The organism is Luteimonas terrae (genome assembly GCF_004358165.1).
In the GTDB taxonomy this organism is placed as follows: domain Bacteria; phylum Pseudomonadota; class Gammaproteobacteria; order Xanthomonadales; family Xanthomonadaceae; genus Luteimonas; species Luteimonas terrae.
In genome coordinates, this window is record NZ_SMTG01000005.1 from 107179 (window position 1) to 124563 (window position 17385).

General features: G+C 69.8%; 17 protein-coding genes, 1 other RNA gene and 1 riboswitch. Of the genes, 16 read left to right on the forward strand and 2 right to left on the reverse strand.

The window, feature by feature from the left end:
* Nucleotides 1–48: 48 nt before the first annotated feature.
* The 8 genes from glyA (at nt 49) to thiL (ending at nt 7361) form a co-directional block, all read left to right on the forward strand.
* A complete protein-coding gene (glyA, locus tag E2F49_RS12520) occupies nt 49–1317 on the forward strand; it encodes a serine hydroxymethyltransferase (protein ID WP_133394210.1) in 1269 nt (422 codons plus the stop codon).
* A 27-nt stretch (nt 1318–1344) separates the two neighbouring features.
* Entirely contained in the window at nt 1345–1869 is a 525-nt protein-coding gene (nrdR, locus tag E2F49_RS12525; RefSeq protein WP_055246481.1) for a transcriptional regulator NrdR, read from the forward strand.
* Nucleotides 1870–2174: 305 nt separating this feature from the next.
* A complete protein-coding gene (gene ribD, locus E2F49_RS12530) occupies nt 2175–3275 on the forward strand; it encodes a bifunctional diaminohydroxyphosphoribosylaminopyrimidine deaminase/5-amino-6-(5-phosphoribosylamino)uracil reductase RibD (RefSeq protein ID WP_133394211.1) in 1101 nt (366 codons plus the stop codon).
* Nucleotides 3276–3460: 185 nt separating this feature from the next.
* A riboswitch (FMN riboswitch) is annotated at nt 3461–3608 on the forward strand.
* 96 nt (nt 3609–3704) lie between these two features.
* Nucleotides 3705–4322 (forward strand): riboflavin synthase, encoded by a 618-nt coding sequence (locus E2F49_RS12535; RefSeq protein WP_133394212.1) that lies wholly within the window; start codon nt 3705–3707, stop codon nt 4320–4322.
* Nucleotides 4319–5419, forward strand: coding sequence for a 3,4-dihydroxy-2-butanone-4-phosphate synthase (gene ribB, locus E2F49_RS12540; RefSeq protein ID WP_133394213.1), 1101 nt, complete (start codon nt 4319–4321; stop codon nt 5417–5419). The genes E2F49_RS12535 and ribB overlap by 4 nt, the downstream gene beginning before the upstream one ends.
* A gap of 40 nt (nt 5420–5459) precedes the next feature.
* Entirely contained in the window at nt 5460–5927 is a 468-nt protein-coding gene (gene ribH / locus E2F49_RS12545; RefSeq protein WP_055246486.1) for a 6,7-dimethyl-8-ribityllumazine synthase, read from the forward strand.
* Nucleotides 5924–6388: a transcription antitermination factor NusB gene (gene nusB / locus E2F49_RS12550; protein WP_133394214.1), complete on the forward strand. Its 465-nt coding sequence runs from the start codon at nt 5924–5926 to the stop codon at nt 6386–6388. Before ribH ends, nusB begins: the two co-directional genes overlap by 4 nt.
* 16 nt (nt 6389–6404) lie before the next feature.
* A complete protein-coding gene (gene thiL / locus E2F49_RS12555) occupies nt 6405–7361 on the forward strand; it encodes a thiamine-phosphate kinase (RefSeq protein ID WP_243713594.1) in 957 nt (318 codons plus the stop codon).
* Between the two features lie 719 nt (nt 7362–8080).
* Here thiL and E2F49_RS12565 read toward each other — a convergent pair.
* Together E2F49_RS12565 and E2F49_RS12570 are read right to left on the reverse strand one after the other, a co-directional pair.
* Nucleotides 8081–8461: a YraN family protein gene (locus E2F49_RS12565; protein ID WP_133394216.1), complete on the reverse strand. Its 381-nt coding sequence runs from the start codon at nt 8459–8461 to the stop codon at nt 8081–8083.
* Nucleotides 8458–9696 carry a penicillin-binding protein activator gene (locus E2F49_RS12570; protein WP_133394217.1) on the reverse strand — a complete coding sequence of 413 codons (1239 nt, stop codon included), beginning with the start codon at nt 9694–9696 and terminating at the stop codon, nt 8458–8460. The genes E2F49_RS12565 and E2F49_RS12570 overlap by 4 nt, the downstream gene beginning before the upstream one ends.
* A 57-nt stretch (nt 9697–9753) precedes the next feature.
* Between E2F49_RS12570 and rsmI the strand changes: the two genes are divergently transcribed.
* The 8 genes from rsmI (at nt 9754) to E2F49_RS12610 (ending at nt 17385) form a co-directional block, all read left to right on the forward strand.
* Nucleotides 9754–10602 (forward strand): 16S rRNA (cytidine(1402)-2'-O)-methyltransferase, encoded by an 849-nt coding sequence (gene rsmI / locus E2F49_RS12575; protein WP_133394218.1) that lies wholly within the window; start codon nt 9754–9756, stop codon nt 10600–10602.
* A 37-nt stretch (nt 10603–10639) separates the two neighbouring features.
* Nucleotides 10640–11497 (forward strand): alpha/beta hydrolase, encoded by an 858-nt coding sequence (locus tag E2F49_RS12580; RefSeq protein WP_165971233.1) that lies wholly within the window; start codon nt 10640–10642, stop codon nt 11495–11497.
* Nucleotides 11498–11540: 43 nt separating this feature from the next.
* Nucleotides 11541–11903: RNase P RNA component class A (gene rnpB / locus E2F49_RS12585), an RNA gene on the forward strand.
* A gap of 440 nt (nt 11904–12343) precedes the next feature.
* On the forward strand, nt 12344–12793 hold the full coding sequence (locus E2F49_RS12590) for a division/cell wall cluster transcriptional repressor MraZ (RefSeq protein ID WP_055246497.1): 450 nt from the start codon (nt 12344–12346) through the stop codon (nt 12791–12793).
* On the forward strand, nt 12790–13752 hold the full coding sequence (gene rsmH / locus E2F49_RS12595) for a 16S rRNA (cytosine(1402)-N(4))-methyltransferase RsmH (protein ID WP_243713595.1): 963 nt from the start codon (nt 12790–12792) through the stop codon (nt 13750–13752). The genes E2F49_RS12590 and rsmH overlap by 4 nt, the downstream gene beginning before the upstream one ends.
* Nucleotides 13749–14018, forward strand: coding sequence for a cell division protein FtsL (gene ftsL / locus E2F49_RS12600; protein ID WP_055246500.1), 270 nt, complete (start codon nt 13749–13751; stop codon nt 14016–14018). Before rsmH ends, ftsL begins: the two co-directional genes overlap by 4 nt.
* Complete coding sequence (locus E2F49_RS12605; RefSeq protein WP_133394221.1) at nt 14015–15904, forward strand: peptidoglycan D,D-transpeptidase FtsI family protein; 1890 nt, start codon at nt 14015–14017, stop codon at nt 15902–15904. Before ftsL ends, E2F49_RS12605 begins: the two co-directional genes overlap by 4 nt.
* A complete protein-coding gene (locus E2F49_RS12610) occupies nt 15901–17385 on the forward strand; it encodes a UDP-N-acetylmuramoyl-L-alanyl-D-glutamate--2,6-diaminopimelate ligase (RefSeq protein ID WP_133394222.1) in 1485 nt (494 codons plus the stop codon). Before E2F49_RS12605 ends, E2F49_RS12610 begins: the two co-directional genes overlap by 4 nt.

The following is a 17385-nucleotide window of genomic DNA, read 5'->3' on the forward strand; positions in this document are numbered from 1 at the left end:
CCGTCGCTTGTACAATGGCCGGCCGCCGTCCCAGTTCCGGAGTTTTCGATGTTCCAGCGCGATGCCCGACTCGACAGTTTCGACCCCGATCTCGCCCGGGCCATCGCCGACGAGGTCCGCCGGCAGGAAGACCACGTCGAATTGATCGCCTCGGAGAACTACTGCAGCGCGCTGGTCATGGAAGCCCAGGGCAGCCAGCTGACCAACAAGTACGCCGAGGGCTATCCGGGCAAGCGCTATTACGGCGGCTGCGAATACGTCGACATCGCCGAGCAGCTCGCGATCGACCGTCTGAAGGAACTGTTCGATGCCGACTACGCCAACGTGCAGCCGCACTCGGGCTCGCAGGCCAACCAGGCCGTGTACTTCGCCCTGCTGCAGGCCGGCGACACGATCCTGGGCATGTCGCTGGCGCACGGCGGCCATCTGACCCACGGCGCCAAGGTCAACGCCTCGGGCAAGCTGTTCAACGCCGTGCAGTACGGCGTGAACGAGGCCGGCCTGATCGACTACGACGAGGTCGAGCGTCTGGCGGTGGAGCACAAGCCGAAGATGGTCGTCGCCGGCTTCTCGGCGTACTCGCAGAAGATCGACTGGGCGCGTTTCCGCGCGATCGCGGACAAGGTCGGCGCGTATCTGTTCGTCGACATGGCGCACGTGGCCGGTCTGGTCGCTGCGGGCGAATACCCGACGCCGGTGCCGCATGCGCACGTCGTCACCTCGACCACGCACAAGACCCTGCGCGGCCCGCGCGGCGGCATCATCATCGCCAGCCAGCAGGGCGCGGGCGACCGGTTCGACGAGATCACCAAGAAGCTGCAGTCGATCGTGTTCCCGGGCATCCAGGGCGGTCCGCTGATGCACGTGATCGCGGCCAAGGCGGTCGCGTTCAAGGAAGCGCTGGATCCGGCGTTCAAGACCTACCAGCAGCAGGTCGTCAGGAACGCGCAGGCGATGGCCAAGGTCGTCATCGAGCGCGGCTACAAGATCGTCTCGGGCGGTACCGAAAACCATCTGATGCTGGTCGACATGATCGGCAAGGACGTCAGCGGCAAGGACGCGGAAGAAGCGCTGGGCCGCGCCCACATCACCGTCAACAAGAACTCGGTGCCGGGCGACCCGCGCAAGCCCTTCGTGACCTCGGGCCTGCGTCTGGGCACGCCGGCGGTGACCACGCGCGGCTATACCGAAGCCGACTGCACCGAGCTCGCGCACTGGATCTGCGACGTGCTCGACGCGCCGTCCGACGAGACCGTCATCGCCACCGTGCGCGACAAGGTCGCCGCGCAGTGCGCGAAGTATCCGGTCTACGGCTGATCCGCCCACCGCGCGCCGGACTGACGCATGTACTGTCCCTTCTGCCAGGGCACCGACACCCGTGTGATCGATTCGCGCGTGTCCGAGGACGGCGCGACGATCCGCCGCCGGCGCGAGTGCGAGGCCTGCGGCGAGCGTTTCAGCACGCTCGAGACCATCGAACTCAAGTTGCCGGCGATCATCAAGGGTGACGGGCGCCGGGAACCGTTCGATGCTCGCAAGCTGCGGCTGAGCATGGACCGTGCGCTGCACAAGCGCCCGGTTTCGGAAGAACAGGTCGAGGCCACGGTGCGCGCGGTGGTGCATCAGCTGCGCATGACCGCCGAACGGGAAATCTCCTCACGGCGCGTCGGCGAATTCGTGATCGCCGAACTGCGCAAGCTCGACCATGTGGGTTTCGTGCGCTTCGCCTCGGTCTATCGCTCGTTCGAGGACGTCGCCGATTTCCGCGAGGAACTCGACCGGCTCGAGCGCGACCTGCCGGGCGGTGACGGCCAGCTGCCGTTGCTCGAAGGCGAAGCGGCGCCGGCGAAGACGCCGCGCAAGCGCTGAGACGCCCAGCCGCGCTGCGCCGGTTCAAGGATCGAGGGGAGCAACACGGACCGGCGCAAGTCACGTCTGTGGGAACGCGCGTGCGCGCGATGCCGGAGTGGCTCGGTGCGCGCGCATGTGGTCCATCCGACGGGGCGCTGTGTTGCTCGTGTCCGCCCGATCGCGCATCCGGTAACAGCGTCTACCGCGATCGCGCGCAAGCGCGATCCCACAGGAGCATGTATCGCCGACTGCGACCTTGGCGCTGGCCTGGCCCGCGATTATCTGCGTCAATCCCAAGCCAAGGCTCCTCCCGGGAATTCCGCATGACCGACTTCACTGCCGACGACCACCGCCACATGGCGCAGGCCCTGCGCCTCGCCGAACGCGGCGCCTGGACAACGCGTCCCAATCCGATGGTCGGTTGCGTACTGGTCGCGGACGGCGCGGTCGTCGGCGAAGGCTTCCACGTACAGAAGCGCGGACCGCACGCAGAGGTCGTCGCGCTGCAGGCTGCCGGCGCGCGCGCGCGCGGTGCGACCGCCTACGTGACGCTGGAACCCTGTGCGCACACCGGCAGCACCGGGCCATGCGCGGATGCGCTGATCAACGCCGGCGTGTCGCGCGTGGTGGCGGCGATGCGCGACCCGTTCCCGCAGGTCGACGGCGCCGGCTTCGATCGTCTCCGTGCCGCTGGCATCGTTGTCGATTCCGGGCTGATGGAAACGCAGGCGCGCACGCTCAACCGGGGCTTCCTGTCGCGCGTGGAACGCCGTCGGCCGTGGCTGCGGGTCAAGCTCGCCTGCAGTCTCGACGGACGCACGGCAATGGCGAACGGCGACTCGAAATGGATCAGCGGCGATGCCTCGCGTCGGGACGTGATGCGCTGGCGCGCGCGCGCCGGTGCGCTGCTGACCGGCAGCGGCACCGTGCTGGCCGACGATCCGCAGCTGACCGTGCGGCTCGACACGGACGCCCCGTTCGCGGTGCCGCTGCGCGTGGTGCTCGATGCCGGGCTGGCGACGATCGCGCGCGGCAACGTCCGCGACGGCGCCGCGCCGACGCTCTACGTCCACGCGCACGACACCAAGGTGCCGCACGGCTTCGACGCGCCGCGGGTCTCGGTGCCGCGCGACGCTGCCGGTCAGCTCGACCTGTACGTCGTGCTCGCCGCGCTCGCCGACGGCGGCATCAACGAGGTCCAGGTCGAGGCGGGCGCGACGCTGTCGGGCGCCTTCCTGCGGGCCGGCCTGGTCGACGAGCTGCTGCTGTACGTCGCGCCGGTGCTGCTGGGCGAGCGCGGCCGTCCGCTGTTCGACGGACTCGGCATCGATGCCATGGCGCAGCGCCTGCATCTGCAGACCGTGGACGTGCGCCAGACCGGCCACGATCTGCGTCTGCTGATGCGACCCGAAGCGGCTGCCTGAGAGCCTCTTGCGAAGGGGCGGCTGCGCTCGACGGAACGGTCGTTGCGCGCGAGCGGTTCCCGCGGGCGCCCTGGATCCGTGCTAGCCCGCCGGCTGTCCCTGCAATGAAGCGTCCCGCGGCGGTGCCGGGGACGCCGCCGCGCCGCTGCTAGAATGCGTGGGCCGGCCTGGCCGGCAACACAATCGAATGTCTTCGGGGCGGGGTGGAAGTCCCCACCGGCGGTAGGCGCGGCGACGCGCGAGCCCGCGAGCGCTGCCGGCTTTGCCGGCGAGTCAGCAGATCCGGTCCAAGTCCGGAGCCGACGGTCAGAGTCCGGATGCGAGAAGACGACCTCTTGCGTGGCGCATCGCCGCGCACGCTGTCGCGTCCTCCACGACCTTCCCATTCGGCAAGACCGCGCGGGTGTCCGCGTGGATGGAGGCAGCGACATGTTCACCGGACTGATCGAGGGCGTCGGGCGCCTGGTCTCCACCGACGCGCGGGGCGGCGACGCGCGACTGCGCATCGCGGTCGGCACGCTGCCCTTCGACGACGTGGCGATGGGCGAGAGCATCGCGGTCAATGGCGTCTGCCTGACCGTGGTCGCGTTCGACGACGCGCATTTCGAGGCCGACGCGTCGACCGAGACGCTGTCGCTGACGACGCTCGGTGCACTGGCACCGGGGCGCGCGCTGAATCTCGAGCGCGCGATGCGCCCGACCGACCGCCTCGGCGGTCACATGGTCAGCGGTCATGTCGACGGCGTCGGCAGTGTCGCCTCGGTACACGACGATGCGCGCGCGCAGCGCTGGCGCTTCGACGCACCGGCCGCGCTGCTGAAGTACGTCGCCCACAAGGGCTCGATCTGCGTCGACGGCGTCAGCCTGACGGTCAATGCCGTCGACGCGTCCGGCTTCGAAGTCGCGCTGGTGCCGCACACCGTCGCGCACACCGCGTTCGGCAGCACCGCCGTCGGCGAGGCGGTGAATCTGGAAGTGGATCTGGTCGCGCGCTACGTCGAGCGGCTGCTGAGCGCCGGCGTCGTCCCGGCAGGAGCACAGGCATGAACTTCGCCCCCGTCCCCGAACTGCTGGAGGAGATCCGCCAGGGCCGCATGGTCGTCATCGTCGACGACGAGGACCGCGAGAACGAAGGCGACCTGATCATGGCCGCCGAGCTGGTCAAGCCGGCCGACATCAACTTCATGGTCACCCACGGCCGCGGTCTGGTCTGCCTGCCGGTGACGCCCAGTCGCGCGGCGCAGCTGGGCCTCGCGCCGATGGTCCGCGCCAACACCGCGCAATTCCAGACCAACTTCACCGTCAGCATCGAGGCGGCCGAGGGCGTGACCACCGGCATCTCGGCGCACGACCGCGCGCACACCATCCGCACGGCGGTGCAGCCGAACGCGAAGCCCGACGATCTGCACCAGCCGGGGCACATCTTCCCGCTGGTCGCCCAGCCCGGTGGCGTGCTGACCCGCGCCGGGCACACCGAAGCCGGCGTGGATCTGGCGATGCTTGCAGGGCTGGAGCCGGCCGGCGTGCTGGTCGAGATCCTCAACCCGGATGGCAGCATGGCGCGCCGTCCGGAACTGGAAGTCTTCGCGCGCGAGCACGGCCTGAAGATGGGCTCGATTGCCGATCTGATCGCCTACCGCCTGGCGACCGAGCACACCGTCGAGCGCCTCGACGAACGCGATATCGACACCGAGTTCGGCCCGTTCAAGCTGGTGACCTACCGCGACCGCATCGCCCACGAGCTGCATTTCGCGCTGGTGCGCGGCACACCCGATGCGCAGGCGCCGACGCTGGTGCGCGTGCAGGTGGAAAACCCGCTGGCCGACCTGCTGCACTGGCGCCGCGACGATTTCGGTGTGGCCGCCACCGACGCCCTGCGTGCGATCGCCGCCGAGGACCGCGGCGTGATGGTGCTGCTGTCGGCGCCGCGCGATGCCGACGCGCTGCTGTCGCGCCTGCGCCAGGAACCGGTCGTCCGGCCGCCCGGCAAGGACAAGGACGTGGGCCAGTGGCGCCGCAATGGCGCCGGCGCGCAGATCCTCGCCGATCTCGGCCTGGGGCGGCTGCGCGTGCTGGGCACGCCGCGCAAGCAGGTGGGCCTGGCCGGCTACGGTCTGGAAGTCGTCGAATACGTGCCGGCGTGAGCCACGCTAAACTGCACGGCCCTGCGCGAGTCCCGAGCCCATGAGCCACATCGAAGGCGACCTGCGCGCCCCTGCCGGCGCGCGTTACGCGATCGTCGCCAGCCGCTGGAATCCCAAGATCACCGACACGCTCGTCGCCGGTGCGCGCAAGGCTTTCGCCGACCACGGCGTGGCCGACGACGCGGTCGACGTGATCCGCGTGCCGGGTGCGTGGGAAATCCCGGTGGCGTGCGCGCGGCTCGCCGCGAGCGGCAACTACACCGCGCTGCTGGGCCTGGGCTGCGTGGTCCGCGGTGATACGCGCCATTACGAGCAGGTGGCCGACGGCTGCAGCGACGCATTGATGCGGGTCGCGCTCGACAGCGGCGTGCCGGTCGCCAATGGCGTGCTCGCGGTCGAGGATTACGCCGATGCCGAGAAGCGCGCCGGCGGCAGCCACGGCAACAAGGGCGAGGAGGCGGCACTCGTCGCCATCGAAATGAGCAACCTGCTGGACAAGATCGGATGAACCAGACCCGCAAACCCCATGGCGTCGACCCGGTGCTGCGCTCGCGCGCGCGCCGTCGTGCGCTGCAGGCCATCTACGCGATGCAGATGTCGGGCACCGAGCCGCGCGAGATCGTCGCGCAGTTCGCGCACGAGCAGGCCAAGGAAGTCGCGGATCTCGCGTACTTCGAGGACCTCGTGCACGGCGTGGGCACGCGCTACCGCGAGCTCGACGCCGCGCTGGCGCCGTTCCTGGACCGCGAGATCGACGAGGTCGATCCGATCGAACGCGCGATGCTGCGCATCGCCGCCTACGAACTGCAGCACCGCATCGACGTGCCGTATCGCGTGGTCATCGATGAGGCGCTGAAGACGGTCAAGCGCTTCGGGTCCGAGCACGGCCATACCTATGTCAACGGCGTGCTCGACAAGGCCGCGGCGCAGTGGCGCGCACCGGAAGTCGGCGCGCTGCGCGGGCGTTGAGCCCGGGCCGCCGCCCGTGGCCGGCGAATTCGATCTGATCGACCGCATCGCCGCGCGCACCGTTGCGCGCGACGACGTGGTGCTGGGCATCGGCGACGACGCCGCGCTGCTGCAGCCGCCGGCCGGCCGCCAGCTGGTCGTGGCCATGGACACGCTCAACAGCGGCGTGCATTTCCCCGCCGACACCGCGCCGGCCGACATCGGCTGGAAGGCGTTGGCGGTGAACCTGTCCGATCTCGCCGCGATGGGCGCGACGCCCGCGTGGTGCACGCTGTCGCTGTCGTTGCCCGACCCGGATGCGGCGTGGATCGACGCGTTCCTCGACGGCTTCGACGCGCTTGCACAGAGGCACGGTGTCGCCCTAGTTGGCGGCGACACCACGCGCGGCCCGCTGTCGATCTGCGTGACGGTGTTCGGGCTCGTCGCGCCCGGCAGCGCGCTGCGCCGGGATGGTGCACAGCCCGGCGATGACATCTGGCTCAGCGGCACGCCGGGCGATGCGGCCGCGGCGCTCGCGCAGTGGTCGCGCGGCGCGGTGCGCGATCCTGCGCTGCGATCGCGTCTCGATCGACCCACGCCGCGTGTGGCGCTCGGGTTGGCGCTCGCGAACCTTGCGCACGCGGCGATCGACGTCTCGGATGGCCTGTTGGCCGATCTGGGCCACGTGTGCCGTGCCAGCAACGTCGCTGCCCATATCGACGTCGATGCGTTGCCGGTCTCCGATGCCCTCGGCGCGCTCGGTCTCGATGCCGACTCGCGGCGCGCGCTGCAGGCCGGTGGCGGGGACGATTACGAACTGTGCTTCACCGCATCACCGACGGCGCGCGACGCGGTCGCGTCAGCCGCGGCGACCGCCGCGACGCCGGTTGCCCGGATCGGCCGCATCGTCGAAGGTGCCGGCGTCACAGCAGTCAGGTCCGACGGCGTGGCGTGGGCGCCGTCACGCGCCGGCTGGGATCACTTCGCCGGTTGAAGCGCCCGCTGGCGGAGCTTGGGCGATACCAAGGTGGAGTTGCGGGTGCGGCTTGCTTCTGCTGTCGCGCTTTTGCTCTGGCTGTTCGCTTTCGGGTTGAATCGAGCCGTAAAGCGAGCCGAGCATCGCAGGGTGGCGGGGTCGAAGAGCAGCCCATGTCTGAGCGCAGCGAGTTCGGGCTGCGTGCCCCGTCGGCCGAGAAGCGCAGGGGACCGCCGCGGCTGTATCGCGGCGGATCGCGTCCGGCGAAAGGACCTTTTGGTTCCTTTTGGGTCCATCCAAAAGGAACTCGCACGCACAGCGGGCGAAAGCTCTGCATTTGCTTGTGTTTCTAGCTCGTCGCTCGTCGTTTGCGACTATAAGGTTCGTACCGAAAAAAGATTAACGGCAGGAGCGAAGATCAAGTACAGGGCTTCCGCGTTGTCGCGCGGCTTACTTTTGTCTTGGCAAAAGTAAGCAAAACCGTCTTCGCCGGACGCGAGCCGATGCGATGAAGCCGCATCGGTCCCCTGCGCTCCTCGCCTGACGTGGCACGCAGCCCAAACTCGCTGCGCTCAGACATGGGCTGCTCTTCGGCCACGCCAGGCTCCGGTGCTCGGCTCACTCTACGGCTCGGTTCAAGTCAAAGGCCCAAAGCCAAAGCCAGAACCACGGCAGCAGAAGTCCACGACGAAGCGAAAAACAGAACGCAAAGCGAAATAGCGTCCCGCCACGACGGATCAGTCATCCGCGCGGAACGCATCCTCGATCCAGCGCAACGCAGGCGCATCCGCTGGTCCGCTCGCATCCACGACGTCGAAGCGGCAGGGCAGGTCGCGCAAGCTGGCGTGCTGCAACAGGAACTGCTGAGCCGCGAAAACGAGCTTGCGCCGCTTGCCGGCATCGATCGACGCGGCGCCGCCGCCGAACGCGGCGCTTTTGCGATGCCGCACCTCGACGAAAACGACCACGCGCGACGCAGCACGTGCATCGAGCATCACCAGATCCAGTTCGCCGCCGCGGAAGCCGACGTTGGCGGCCAACGGGCGCAGGCCGGCGGCCTGCAGATGCGCGGCCGCTGCCCGTTCGACGGCAGCGCCATCGCGCCGCCGGTCGTTCAACCGCCCGCGTCCGCCTGCGGCACCACGTTGCCGCCGCGCCAGGTCGCCCACGCGGGCTGACGCAGTACGTTGCCGTCGTTGCCGATGCGCAACATGCCGGTCGCGCCGCCGATCGCGTTCTCGGGCGTGCGCGCGAGATGCTCGAGATAGCCGCTCAGCAACCAGGCATCGAAGCCGAACGCGAACAGGCGCGCGGCGGCACCGCGCGCGGTCGGCAGTTCACGCGACACCGTCGCCAGCGGCGGCAGCGCGCGCGCGCTGGCCCCGGTCGACCAGCTTTCGGTCGGGAACACGATGCCGTCCAGGATCTGGTCTTCCTCTGGCTTGCCGGTACCGGTCTGCAGCAGCGAGCTGCCAACGCGCGGACGCGCGGCGAGGCCGGCGACCGAGAGCTGCGGCGCGAGGACACGCGCCTGGTTGCCACGGATCGCGAGGAACACCGCATCGACGCCGGTGCCGCTGGCGAGCGCGTTCTGCAGGGCCGCGGTCTGGTCGACCGGCTGGTCGCCGACGATCGCCAGCGTCGCGACGACGCTGCCGCCGCTCTGCGCCAGGCGCGCGGTGAGCGCATCGACGCTGCGACGCGCGGCGTCCTCGCCGTTGCTGAGCACCAGCACGTTGCGGGCATTGCGCTTGAGCAGGTATTGCGCCGCGGCGTCGCCCTCGTCTTCCGGCGCCAGCGAGAACGCCGCCGCATTGTCCGGCGCGTGCGCGCTGCCGCGGTTGAGCGCGACGACCGGCACCTGCACCGTGCTGCGGAACAGCGCATCGACTTCCTCGCGGCCCAGCGGACCGACCACCTGGTCCGCACCTTCCGCAATCGCGCGCGCGTAGGCGCTCGCGGTGCCGGCGCTGGTGCCGGTGGTGTCGTAGAACGCGAGCTCGGGGCGGGTGCGGCGTTCGCCGTAGTAGCCGGCCAGCAGGCCGTCGCGCACCGGCCCGGCTGCGGTGGCCAGCGCGCCCGTCATCGGCAGCAGCACCGCCAGCTTGCGCGGTGGCCGGTAGCCGTCGCGCTCGGCCGGGGCGCGGCTGTCGTCGAAGCGCCAACGCGCCGGTGCCGGCGCCGTTTCGGTCGGCGCGACGACGGTGCCCGTACTCGTGGTCTGCACGGTCGCGCAGCTGGCGAGCATCGCGGCCAGCGCCGCGCCGGCGAGCACGCGCAGTGCACGCGGACGGGCGGCCGCACGGCGCGCGGTGTGCGTGCGGGCGTTCGAAGACTGGGCCGTTGCTGCCATGTCGCGGTTCCGCTGCGGGATAATGGCCGCATTCTAGCGTTCCCCGGTGTGCAGACGATGAGCGATCCTTCCCGTGGCCCCGGCGTGCTGCATGTCGTGGCGACGCCCATCGGCAACCTCGGCGACCTCTCGCCGCGTGCCCAGACGGTGCTGCGCGGCGTCGATGCGATCTGCGCCGAGGACACCCGGCACACGCGCCAGTTGCTCGGCCACTTCGGCATCGAGCGTCCGCTGGTCGCGCTGCACGAACACAACGAGGACGGCCTGGCCGCGCGGCTGGTCGAGCGGTTGCAGGCGGGCGAGTCGCTGGCGCTGGTCAGCGATGCCGGCACGCCGCTGGTCAGTGACCCGGGCTTCCGCCTGGTGCGCGCGGCGCGCGAAGCCGGCCTGAAGGTGTCGCCGCTGCCGGGGCCGAGCGCCCTGATCGCCGCCCTCAGCGTGGCCGGCCTGCCGAGCGACCGTTTCGTGTTCGAGGGCTTCCTCCCGGCGAAGGCGGGCGCGCGGCGCGAGCGGTTGCAGGCGCTCGTCGCCGAGCCGCGCACGCTGCTGTTCTACGAAGCCTCGCACCGCATCGAGGAGATGCTGGCCGATGCGGCGCAGGTGTTCGGCGGCGATCGCAAGGCGGTGATGGCGCGCGAACTGACCAAGCTGTTCGAAACCGTGCTCGACGGTCCGCTCGATGCGCTGGCTGCACGGGTGCAGACCGAAGCCGACCAGCGCAAGGGCGAGTTCGTGGTGCTGATCGAGGGTGCCGGCGACGATGCCGACGCGCGCCTTGCCGAAGGCCATCGCGTCTACGCGCTGCTGAGCCGGGAAATGAAGCCCTCGCTCGCGGCCAAGCTCGCCGCCGACATCACCGGCGCGCCGCGCAAGGCGCTGTACGGGCAGGGAACTCCTGGCGCCTGATCGCGTCGAACGGTCTCCCATGGAAGGAGATCACCGGATGCCCGTCCGTTTCGCGCGCCTGTCGGCCGCTGCTCTGTGCGTCACGCTCGCCGCCTGCACCTACCGTCTCGAGGAATCGCATCTGGTGCGGCCGCTGCCGGCGCCGCCTGCGGATCTGGCCGCGTTGCAGATGCTCTATCCGGATCACGTCGCCACCGAATCGCGCATCGAGGCGGCCGACGGCGCATCGCTGTACCGGCTCACCCTTCGGCGCCCGGACGCGCGCGCGACGGTGCTCTATTACGGCGGCAACGGCTTCCGGATCGGCCCGCACGCGCAGCATCTGCTCAAGTCCTACGCAGCGCTGCCGGTCGACCTGATCCTGGTCGACCATCGCGGCTATGGCGCCAGCACCGGCACGCCCGGTGTCGACGCCATGCGCGCCGATGCGCTGCAGGTCTACGACCGGGTGCGTGCCGACACCGCGGGCCCGCTGGTCGTCCACGGCCAGTCGCTGGGCAGTTTCTTCGCCGGCCACGTGGCCGACCACCGTCGGCTCGATGCGCTGGTGCTGGAGAGTTCGATGACCAGCGCCGAGGACTGGACCCGTGCGATGCGGGCGCGGGCCGGTTTCTGGACGCGACTGGCGGTGCGGCGCTTCGACATCGCACCGGCGCTGCAGGCGACCGGCAATCTCGGCGTGGCCGCGCGTCTCGACGAGCCGGTGCTCTACGTCGTGGGTGCCGACGACGTGGTGACCGCGCCGGCGTTCTCGCAGGCGCTGTTCGATGCGACGCCGCCGCAGGTCGACCCGCGGTTGCTGGTGGTAGCCGGTCGCAGCCACAACGACGCCACGCTCTCGCCGGAATTCCGCGACGGCCTGCTGGAGCTGCTGGCGCGCATCGAGGGGCGGTAACCGCCGGCGCGTGCGCTGCGTGGCGTGCGACAATGCGCGCGGCGGAGTCGGCCAGACAGTCGCGTCATCCCGGGTGCCCGCATCCGGCGATGCCGAGGAAAGTCCGGGCTCCACAGGGCAAGGTGCCAGGTAACGCCTGGGCGGCGCGAGCCGACGGAAAGTGCAACAGAAAGATACCGCCTACGTCTTCTCCGGAAGGCCGGCAAGGGTGAAATGGTGCGGTAAGAGCGCACCGCGAGTCCGGTAACGGACCGGCACGGCAAACCCCACCTGGAGCAAGACCAAATAGGGACCTCATGACGTTGCCCGCGTCGGGTCCGGGTAGGTTGCTCGAGCGTACCGGTGACGGTGCGCCTAGAGGAATGACTGTCCACGACAGAACCCGGCTTATCGGCCGGCTCCGCCACTCTTCCGCCTGGCCCCGCGCTGCAATCACCGATGCCGACCGCACGTGCGCATCTGCGGATGCACGCAGCGAAGGCATCGGGATTCGGGAACCTGTTCGCGCACACGCCGGTTCCCGGCGTGCATTTGCGCATTCATAAATGACCCATGTTGCGTCGCAGTATGAAGGTCGTGTGAGGCCTGTGTGAGGGGTCGGTTCAGGCCCGAAAATGGCCGATTCTCAAAATTTGAGACGAAACAGATGCTTGTGGATAAAGCTTGAACAAGTCTCTGAAGAGTGGCGCAAGTCATTGACGGCACAGGTGAAAAGTCCTCGACAAAGCTGTTGACAACCCAAATGCCGGGTCCTAAGGTGGCGACTCGTGGGGAAACCGGGAATTTCGTGGTTTTCCGAACGCCAAAGCCCGCTCAGACGGGCACCTCAGAAGGGCAGGACCGGACGTGTTGCAGGGCGAGACCGCCATCACCATCGACGAGAAGGGCCGGTTGGCGATTCCGACCGCCTATCGGGACTTCGTCGCGCGTGAATGCGACAACCGGCTGGTGCTGACCTACAACCCGTTCGACGCGGGTGGTCTCTATCTCTATCCGTTCAAGGCCTGGGAAGCGCTGCGCGACCAGGTCAACGCGCTGCCGCGCACGCTGGCGCGCAACCGCATCCTGCAGCTCAAGCTCGTCGGCGCGGCCACCGTGCTCGAACCCGACGGCAGCGGTCGCATCGGCATTCCGGCCAGCCAGCGCAATACGGTCGGCATCGAGCGCCGCGCGGTGCTGGTCGGGATGGGCGACAAGTTCGAGCTGTGGAGCGAGCACGCCCACCAGGCCCAGATCCGCCAGACCCTGACCGATGAGGACATGGCCGGCGACGATCTCGAAGGATTGCCGTTGTGACCGCCGGTGGTGCGGATGCCACGTCCGGCCACCTCCCGGTGTTGTACGCGCAGGTCCTCGACGGTCTGCATGTGCGCCCGGGCGGCCGCTATCTCGACGGCACCTTCGGCCGCGGCGGTCACGCCGGCGGCGTGCTCGCACAGCTCGGGCCCGAAGGCCGGCTGCTGGTGATGGACAAGGATCCCGAGGCGATCGCGGTCGCCCAGGCGCGCTTCGGCACCGATCCGCGCGTGGCCATCCACCGCGGCAGCTTCGTCGAACTCGACCGCTGGTCCGCGGCCACCGAAGCGCCGCTCGACGGCGTGCTGTTCGATCTGGGCGTGTCCTCGCCGCAGCTCGACGTCGCCGAGCGCGGTTTCAGCTTCGGCAAGGACGGTCCGCTGGACATGCGCATGGATCCCGACGCCGGCGAAAGCGCGGCGGACTGGATCGCGCGCGCCGACGAGGCCGCGATCGCCGACGTGCTGTGGACGTATGGCGAAGAGCGCATGAGCCGTCGCATCGCACGCGCGATCGTGGCGCGCCGCAGCGAGTCGCCGTTCCTGCGCACCGCCGATCTGGCTGCGGTGATCGCCGCGAACGTGCCGCGCAAGGTCAAGCCCGGGCAGAAGGAAACGCATCCGGCGACGCGTTCGTTCCAGGCGATCCGCATCCACATCAACCGCGAACTGGCCGATCTCGAAGCCGGTCTCGATGCCGCGCTCGACGCGCTGCGTCCCGGTGGCCGCCTGGCGGTGATCAGCTTCCATTCGCTGGAAGACCGGATCGTCAAGCGCTTCATCGCCGGTCACGCCAAGGCGCCGGCCGGCAATCGCCGTCTGCCCGAGGCAGCCCCGTTCGTGCCGCGCCTGCGCATCGTCGCCGACGCCGCGAAGGCCGACGAGGCCGAGCTGCGCGACAACCCGCGCGCCCGCAGCGCGGTGCTGCGCGTGGCCGAGAAAGTGCAGGTGGCCGCATGAAACTGCGCCACCTCGTCATCGCCATCCTGCTGGCCGCCAACATCATCAGCGCGATCGGTGTGGTGCACGCGCGCCACGACTACCGCCAGCTCTACATCGACCTGACGCGCCTGGAGCGCGCCCGCGACGAGCTCAACATCGACTTCGGCCGCCTGCAGCTCGAGCAGGCGACCTGGGCGATGAGCAACCGTGTCGACCAGGTCGCGCGTGAGCGTCTGGGCATGCGTTTCCCCGAGACCGCCGAGATCGTGGTGGTGCGCCCATGAAGTTCGGCAAGCTCAGCCGCTTCATCAAGACCGGCGACGGTCATGCCAAAAAGCCGCGCAAGCGCGCACAGTTCGACCTGCGCCTGCGCCTGATGCTGGTCGGCGGCGCGCTGGGTCTGGGCGCGGTGGCGCTGGTTGGTCGCGCGGTCGACCTGCAGCTGATCGACAACGCCTTCTATCAGCAGAAGGCCGACGCGCGCTTCCGCCGCGAAATGCCGATTCCGGCCTCGCGCGGCATGATCACCGACCGCAACGGCGAGCCGCTGGCGATCTCGTCGCCGGTGGAATCGCTGTGGATCAATCCGCAGGAACTGAGCAAGCACCCCGACCGCATTCCCGAGCTGGCACAGGCCACCGGCCTGCCGGCCGACGAGCTGTCGCGCACGGTGTCGCAGCGTGCGGACAAGGAATTCATGTACGTGCCACGGCACCGCCGGATCAGCCCGGTGGCGGCCAAGCGCGTGCTCGACCTGGGCATTCCGGGTGTGTTCTCGCAGCGCGAGTACCGCCGCTTCTACCCGCAGGGCGAGGCGGTGTCGCACGTGCTGGGCTTCACCAACATCGACGACCGCGGCCAGGAAGGCATCGAGCTGGCGTTCGACGAATGGCTGGCCGGCAAGCCGGGTGCGCAGAACGTGATCCGCGACCGCCACGGGCGCATCGTCGAGCACGTGAACCTGGTGCGCGCTGCCGAAGCGGGCAAGGATCTGGTGCTGAGCATCGACCGCCGCATCCAGTTCCTCGCGCACCGCGAACTGCGTCGCGCACTGGAGGAAACCGGCGCCAGCGCCGGCTCGATCGTCGTGCTGGAAGTGGCGACCGGCGAAGTGCTGGCGATGGCCAACCTGCCGACCTACAACAACAATCGCGTCACCGGCGAGAACCGCGACGCGCACCGCAACCGCGCGGTGACCGATCTGCTCGAGCCCGGCTCGACGATGAAGCCGATCACCGTCGCCGCGGCGCTGGAGAAGGGCGTCATCAGCCCGAACAGCACGTTCAATACCAGCCCCGGCTGGATTCCGAACGGCCGCTATCGCACCACCGACTTCCGCAACTACGGCGTGCTCGACACGACCGGCATCATCACCAAGAGCTCGAACGTCGGCTCGTCGATGATCGTGCACAAGCTCGAAGACCGGTACTTCTACGACTTCATCCGCAACATGGGCTACGGGCACAGCACCGGCAGCGGCTTCCCGGGCGAAGCGGCCGGCCTGCTGGCCGACCCCTCGCGCTGGTCGGGCACCGACAAGCAGGTGATGTCCTACGGCTACAACATGGCGGTGACGCCGCTGCAGATCGCGCATGCCTACGCGACCTTCGGCAACCACGGCGTCGCGCTGCCGCCGACCTTCGTCAAGGGTGGTGCCGGCGAAGGCCAGCGCGTGCTGTCGGCGAACGTCGCCGACGAAGTCGTGCGCATGATGCAGACCGTGACCGAGCCGGGCGGCACCGGCACGCGCGCGGCGATCCTCGGCTATCACGTCGCCGGCAAGTCGGGCACCGCGCGCAAGGCCACCGGCGGCAGCTACGCGCGTCGTTATCTGGCGTTCTTCGCCGGCCTGGTGCCGGTGGAGAATCCGCGTTTCGCGATGGCCGTGGTGATCGACGATCCCGACACCTCCAAGGGCGGCTCGACCTACGGCGGTGGCTACGTGTCCGCGCCGGTGTTCCAGCGGGTCATGGACGGCGCGCTGCGCCTGATGGACGTGCCGCCGGACGACATCGACACCTGGCTGGCGGCGCAGGCGGCCAACGATGCCAAGCGCGCCCGTGCGCAGGGCCACGCACCCGCCGCCGCACCCGCGCCGGTCGCAGCCCCGGCGGCGGCGGCCGTCCATGCCACACCGGTCGCCGCGCACGTCGCCGGAGGCCAGCGATGAGCCGCGCGATGGCGCTCCGTGAGCTGCTGCCCGATGTCGCGGCCGTGCCCGAGGACACGGTGATCACAGGCCTCGTGCAGGACAGCCGCGCGATCCGCCCGGGCGATGCCTTCGTCGCGATCGGCGGCTTCGGCACGCACGGTCTGCACTTCACCGCGGCCGCGCGCGAGGCGGGCGCTTCGGCGATCCTGTTCGAACCGCCGGTGCCGGCCGAGATCGAATCGATGCCGGGCGACGCGATCGCCGTGGCAGGCCTGCGCGCGCGCATGGGCGCGATGGCCGACGCCTTCCATGATCGCCCGTCGCGTGCGATGGCGATGGTCGGCGTCACCGGCACCAGCGGCAAGACCTCGACCGTGCAGCTGCTGGCCCAGGCCTTCGAAGCCGTCGGCACGCGCGCCGGCACCATCGGCACGCTGGGCGCGGGCCTGCACGGCGCGCTGGAGCCCAACGGCTTCACCACGCCGCTGGTGCTGCAGACGCATGCGCTGCTCGCGCAGATGCGCGATGCCGGCGCGCGGGCGGTGGCGATGGAGGTCAGCTCGCACGCGCTCGACCAGGGCCGCGTGGATGCCGTGCACTACGACGTCGCGGTGTTCACCAATCTCACCCGCGACCATCTCGACTACCACGGCGACATGGCCGGCTACGGTGCGGCGAAGGCGAAGCTGTTCGTGCGCGAGGGCCTGAAGGCCGCCGTCATCAACATCGACGACGCCTTCGGCGCAACGCTGCCCGCGACGCTCGCTGCGGGCGTGCGTCCGATCACCGTCAGCGCCGCCGGCGACGACGCGGCCGACGTCGCCGCGCACGACGTGGCGCTCGACGATCGCGGCATCCGTTTCGTCCTGCGCATCGGCGGCGAAGCGCTGCCGGTGCACTCGCCGCTGCTGGGGCGCTTCAACGTCGACAATCTGCTGGTCGTCGCCGGCGTGCTGTGGGCGCTGGGCCACGCGCCGGCGGAGATCGTCCGCGTGCTCGATGGGCTGTCGCCGATTGCCGGCCGCATGAACCGTCTCGGTGGAGACGCGCAGCCGCTGGTCGTCGTCGACTATTCGCACAAGCCCGATCCGCTGCAGCAGGCGCTGCAGTCGCTGCGTGGCCATCTGCGCGGCGAACTGGTCTGCGTGTTCGGCTGTGGCGGCGAACGCGACACCGGCAAGCGGCCGCAGATGGCGGCGATCGCCGAGGCGCACGCCAACCGCGTGATCGTCACCGACGACAACCCGCGTCGGGAGGACGGCGATGCGATCGTGGCCGACATCTTGGCCGGCTTCGCGAAACCTGAGGCCGTGACCGTGGAGCGCGACCGCCGCCGCGCGATCGAACGCGCGATCGGCGAGGCGCGGCCCGGTGACATCGTGCTGATCGCCGGCAAGGGCCACGAGCCCTACCAGGAAGTCGACGGCGTGCAGCATGCGTTCGACGATCGCGTCGTCGCACAGGCCGCGCTTGATGCCTACCGGGAGGCGCATTCGTGA

Excerpts from the sequence above, each read along its gene's own strand:
- nusB (WP_133394214.1), top strand. The coding sequence starts at position 5,924 with ATGAACCAGACCCGCAAACCCCATGGCGTCGACCCGGTGCTGCGCTCG.
- glyA (WP_133394210.1), top strand. The coding sequence starts at position 49 with ATGTTCCAGCGCGATGCCCGACTCGACAGTTTCGACCCCGATCTCGCC.
- rsmI (WP_133394218.1), top strand. The coding sequence starts at position 9,754 with ATGAGCGATCCTTCCCGTGGCCCCGGCGTGCTGCATGTCGTGGCGACG.
- ribH (WP_055246486.1), top strand. The coding sequence starts at position 5,460 with ATGAGCCACATCGAAGGCGACCTGCGCGCCCCTGCCGGCGCGCGTTAC.
- E2F49_RS12570 (WP_133394217.1), bottom strand. The coding sequence starts at position 9,696 with ATGGCAGCAACGGCCCAGTCTTCGAACGCCCGCACGCACACCGCGCGC.
- E2F49_RS12580 (WP_165971233.1), top strand. The coding sequence starts at position 10,640 with ATGCCCGTCCGTTTCGCGCGCCTGTCGGCCGCTGCTCTGTGCGTCACG.
- E2F49_RS12610 (WP_133394222.1), top strand. The coding sequence starts at position 15,901 with ATGAGCCGCGCGATGGCGCTCCGTGAGCTGCTGCCCGATGTCGCGGCC.
- ribD (WP_133394211.1), top strand. The coding sequence starts at position 2,175 with ATGACCGACTTCACTGCCGACGACCACCGCCACATGGCGCAGGCCCTG.
- E2F49_RS12535 (WP_133394212.1), top strand. The coding sequence starts at position 3,705 with ATGTTCACCGGACTGATCGAGGGCGTCGGGCGCCTGGTCTCCACCGAC.
- ftsL (WP_055246500.1), top strand. The coding sequence starts at position 13,749 with ATGAAACTGCGCCACCTCGTCATCGCCATCCTGCTGGCCGCCAACATC.
- E2F49_RS12605 (WP_133394221.1), top strand. The coding sequence starts at position 14,015 with ATGAAGTTCGGCAAGCTCAGCCGCTTCATCAAGACCGGCGACGGTCAT.
- ribB (WP_133394213.1), top strand. The coding sequence starts at position 4,319 with ATGAACTTCGCCCCCGTCCCCGAACTGCTGGAGGAGATCCGCCAGGGC.
- nrdR (WP_055246481.1), top strand. The coding sequence starts at position 1,345 with ATGTACTGTCCCTTCTGCCAGGGCACCGACACCCGTGTGATCGATTCG.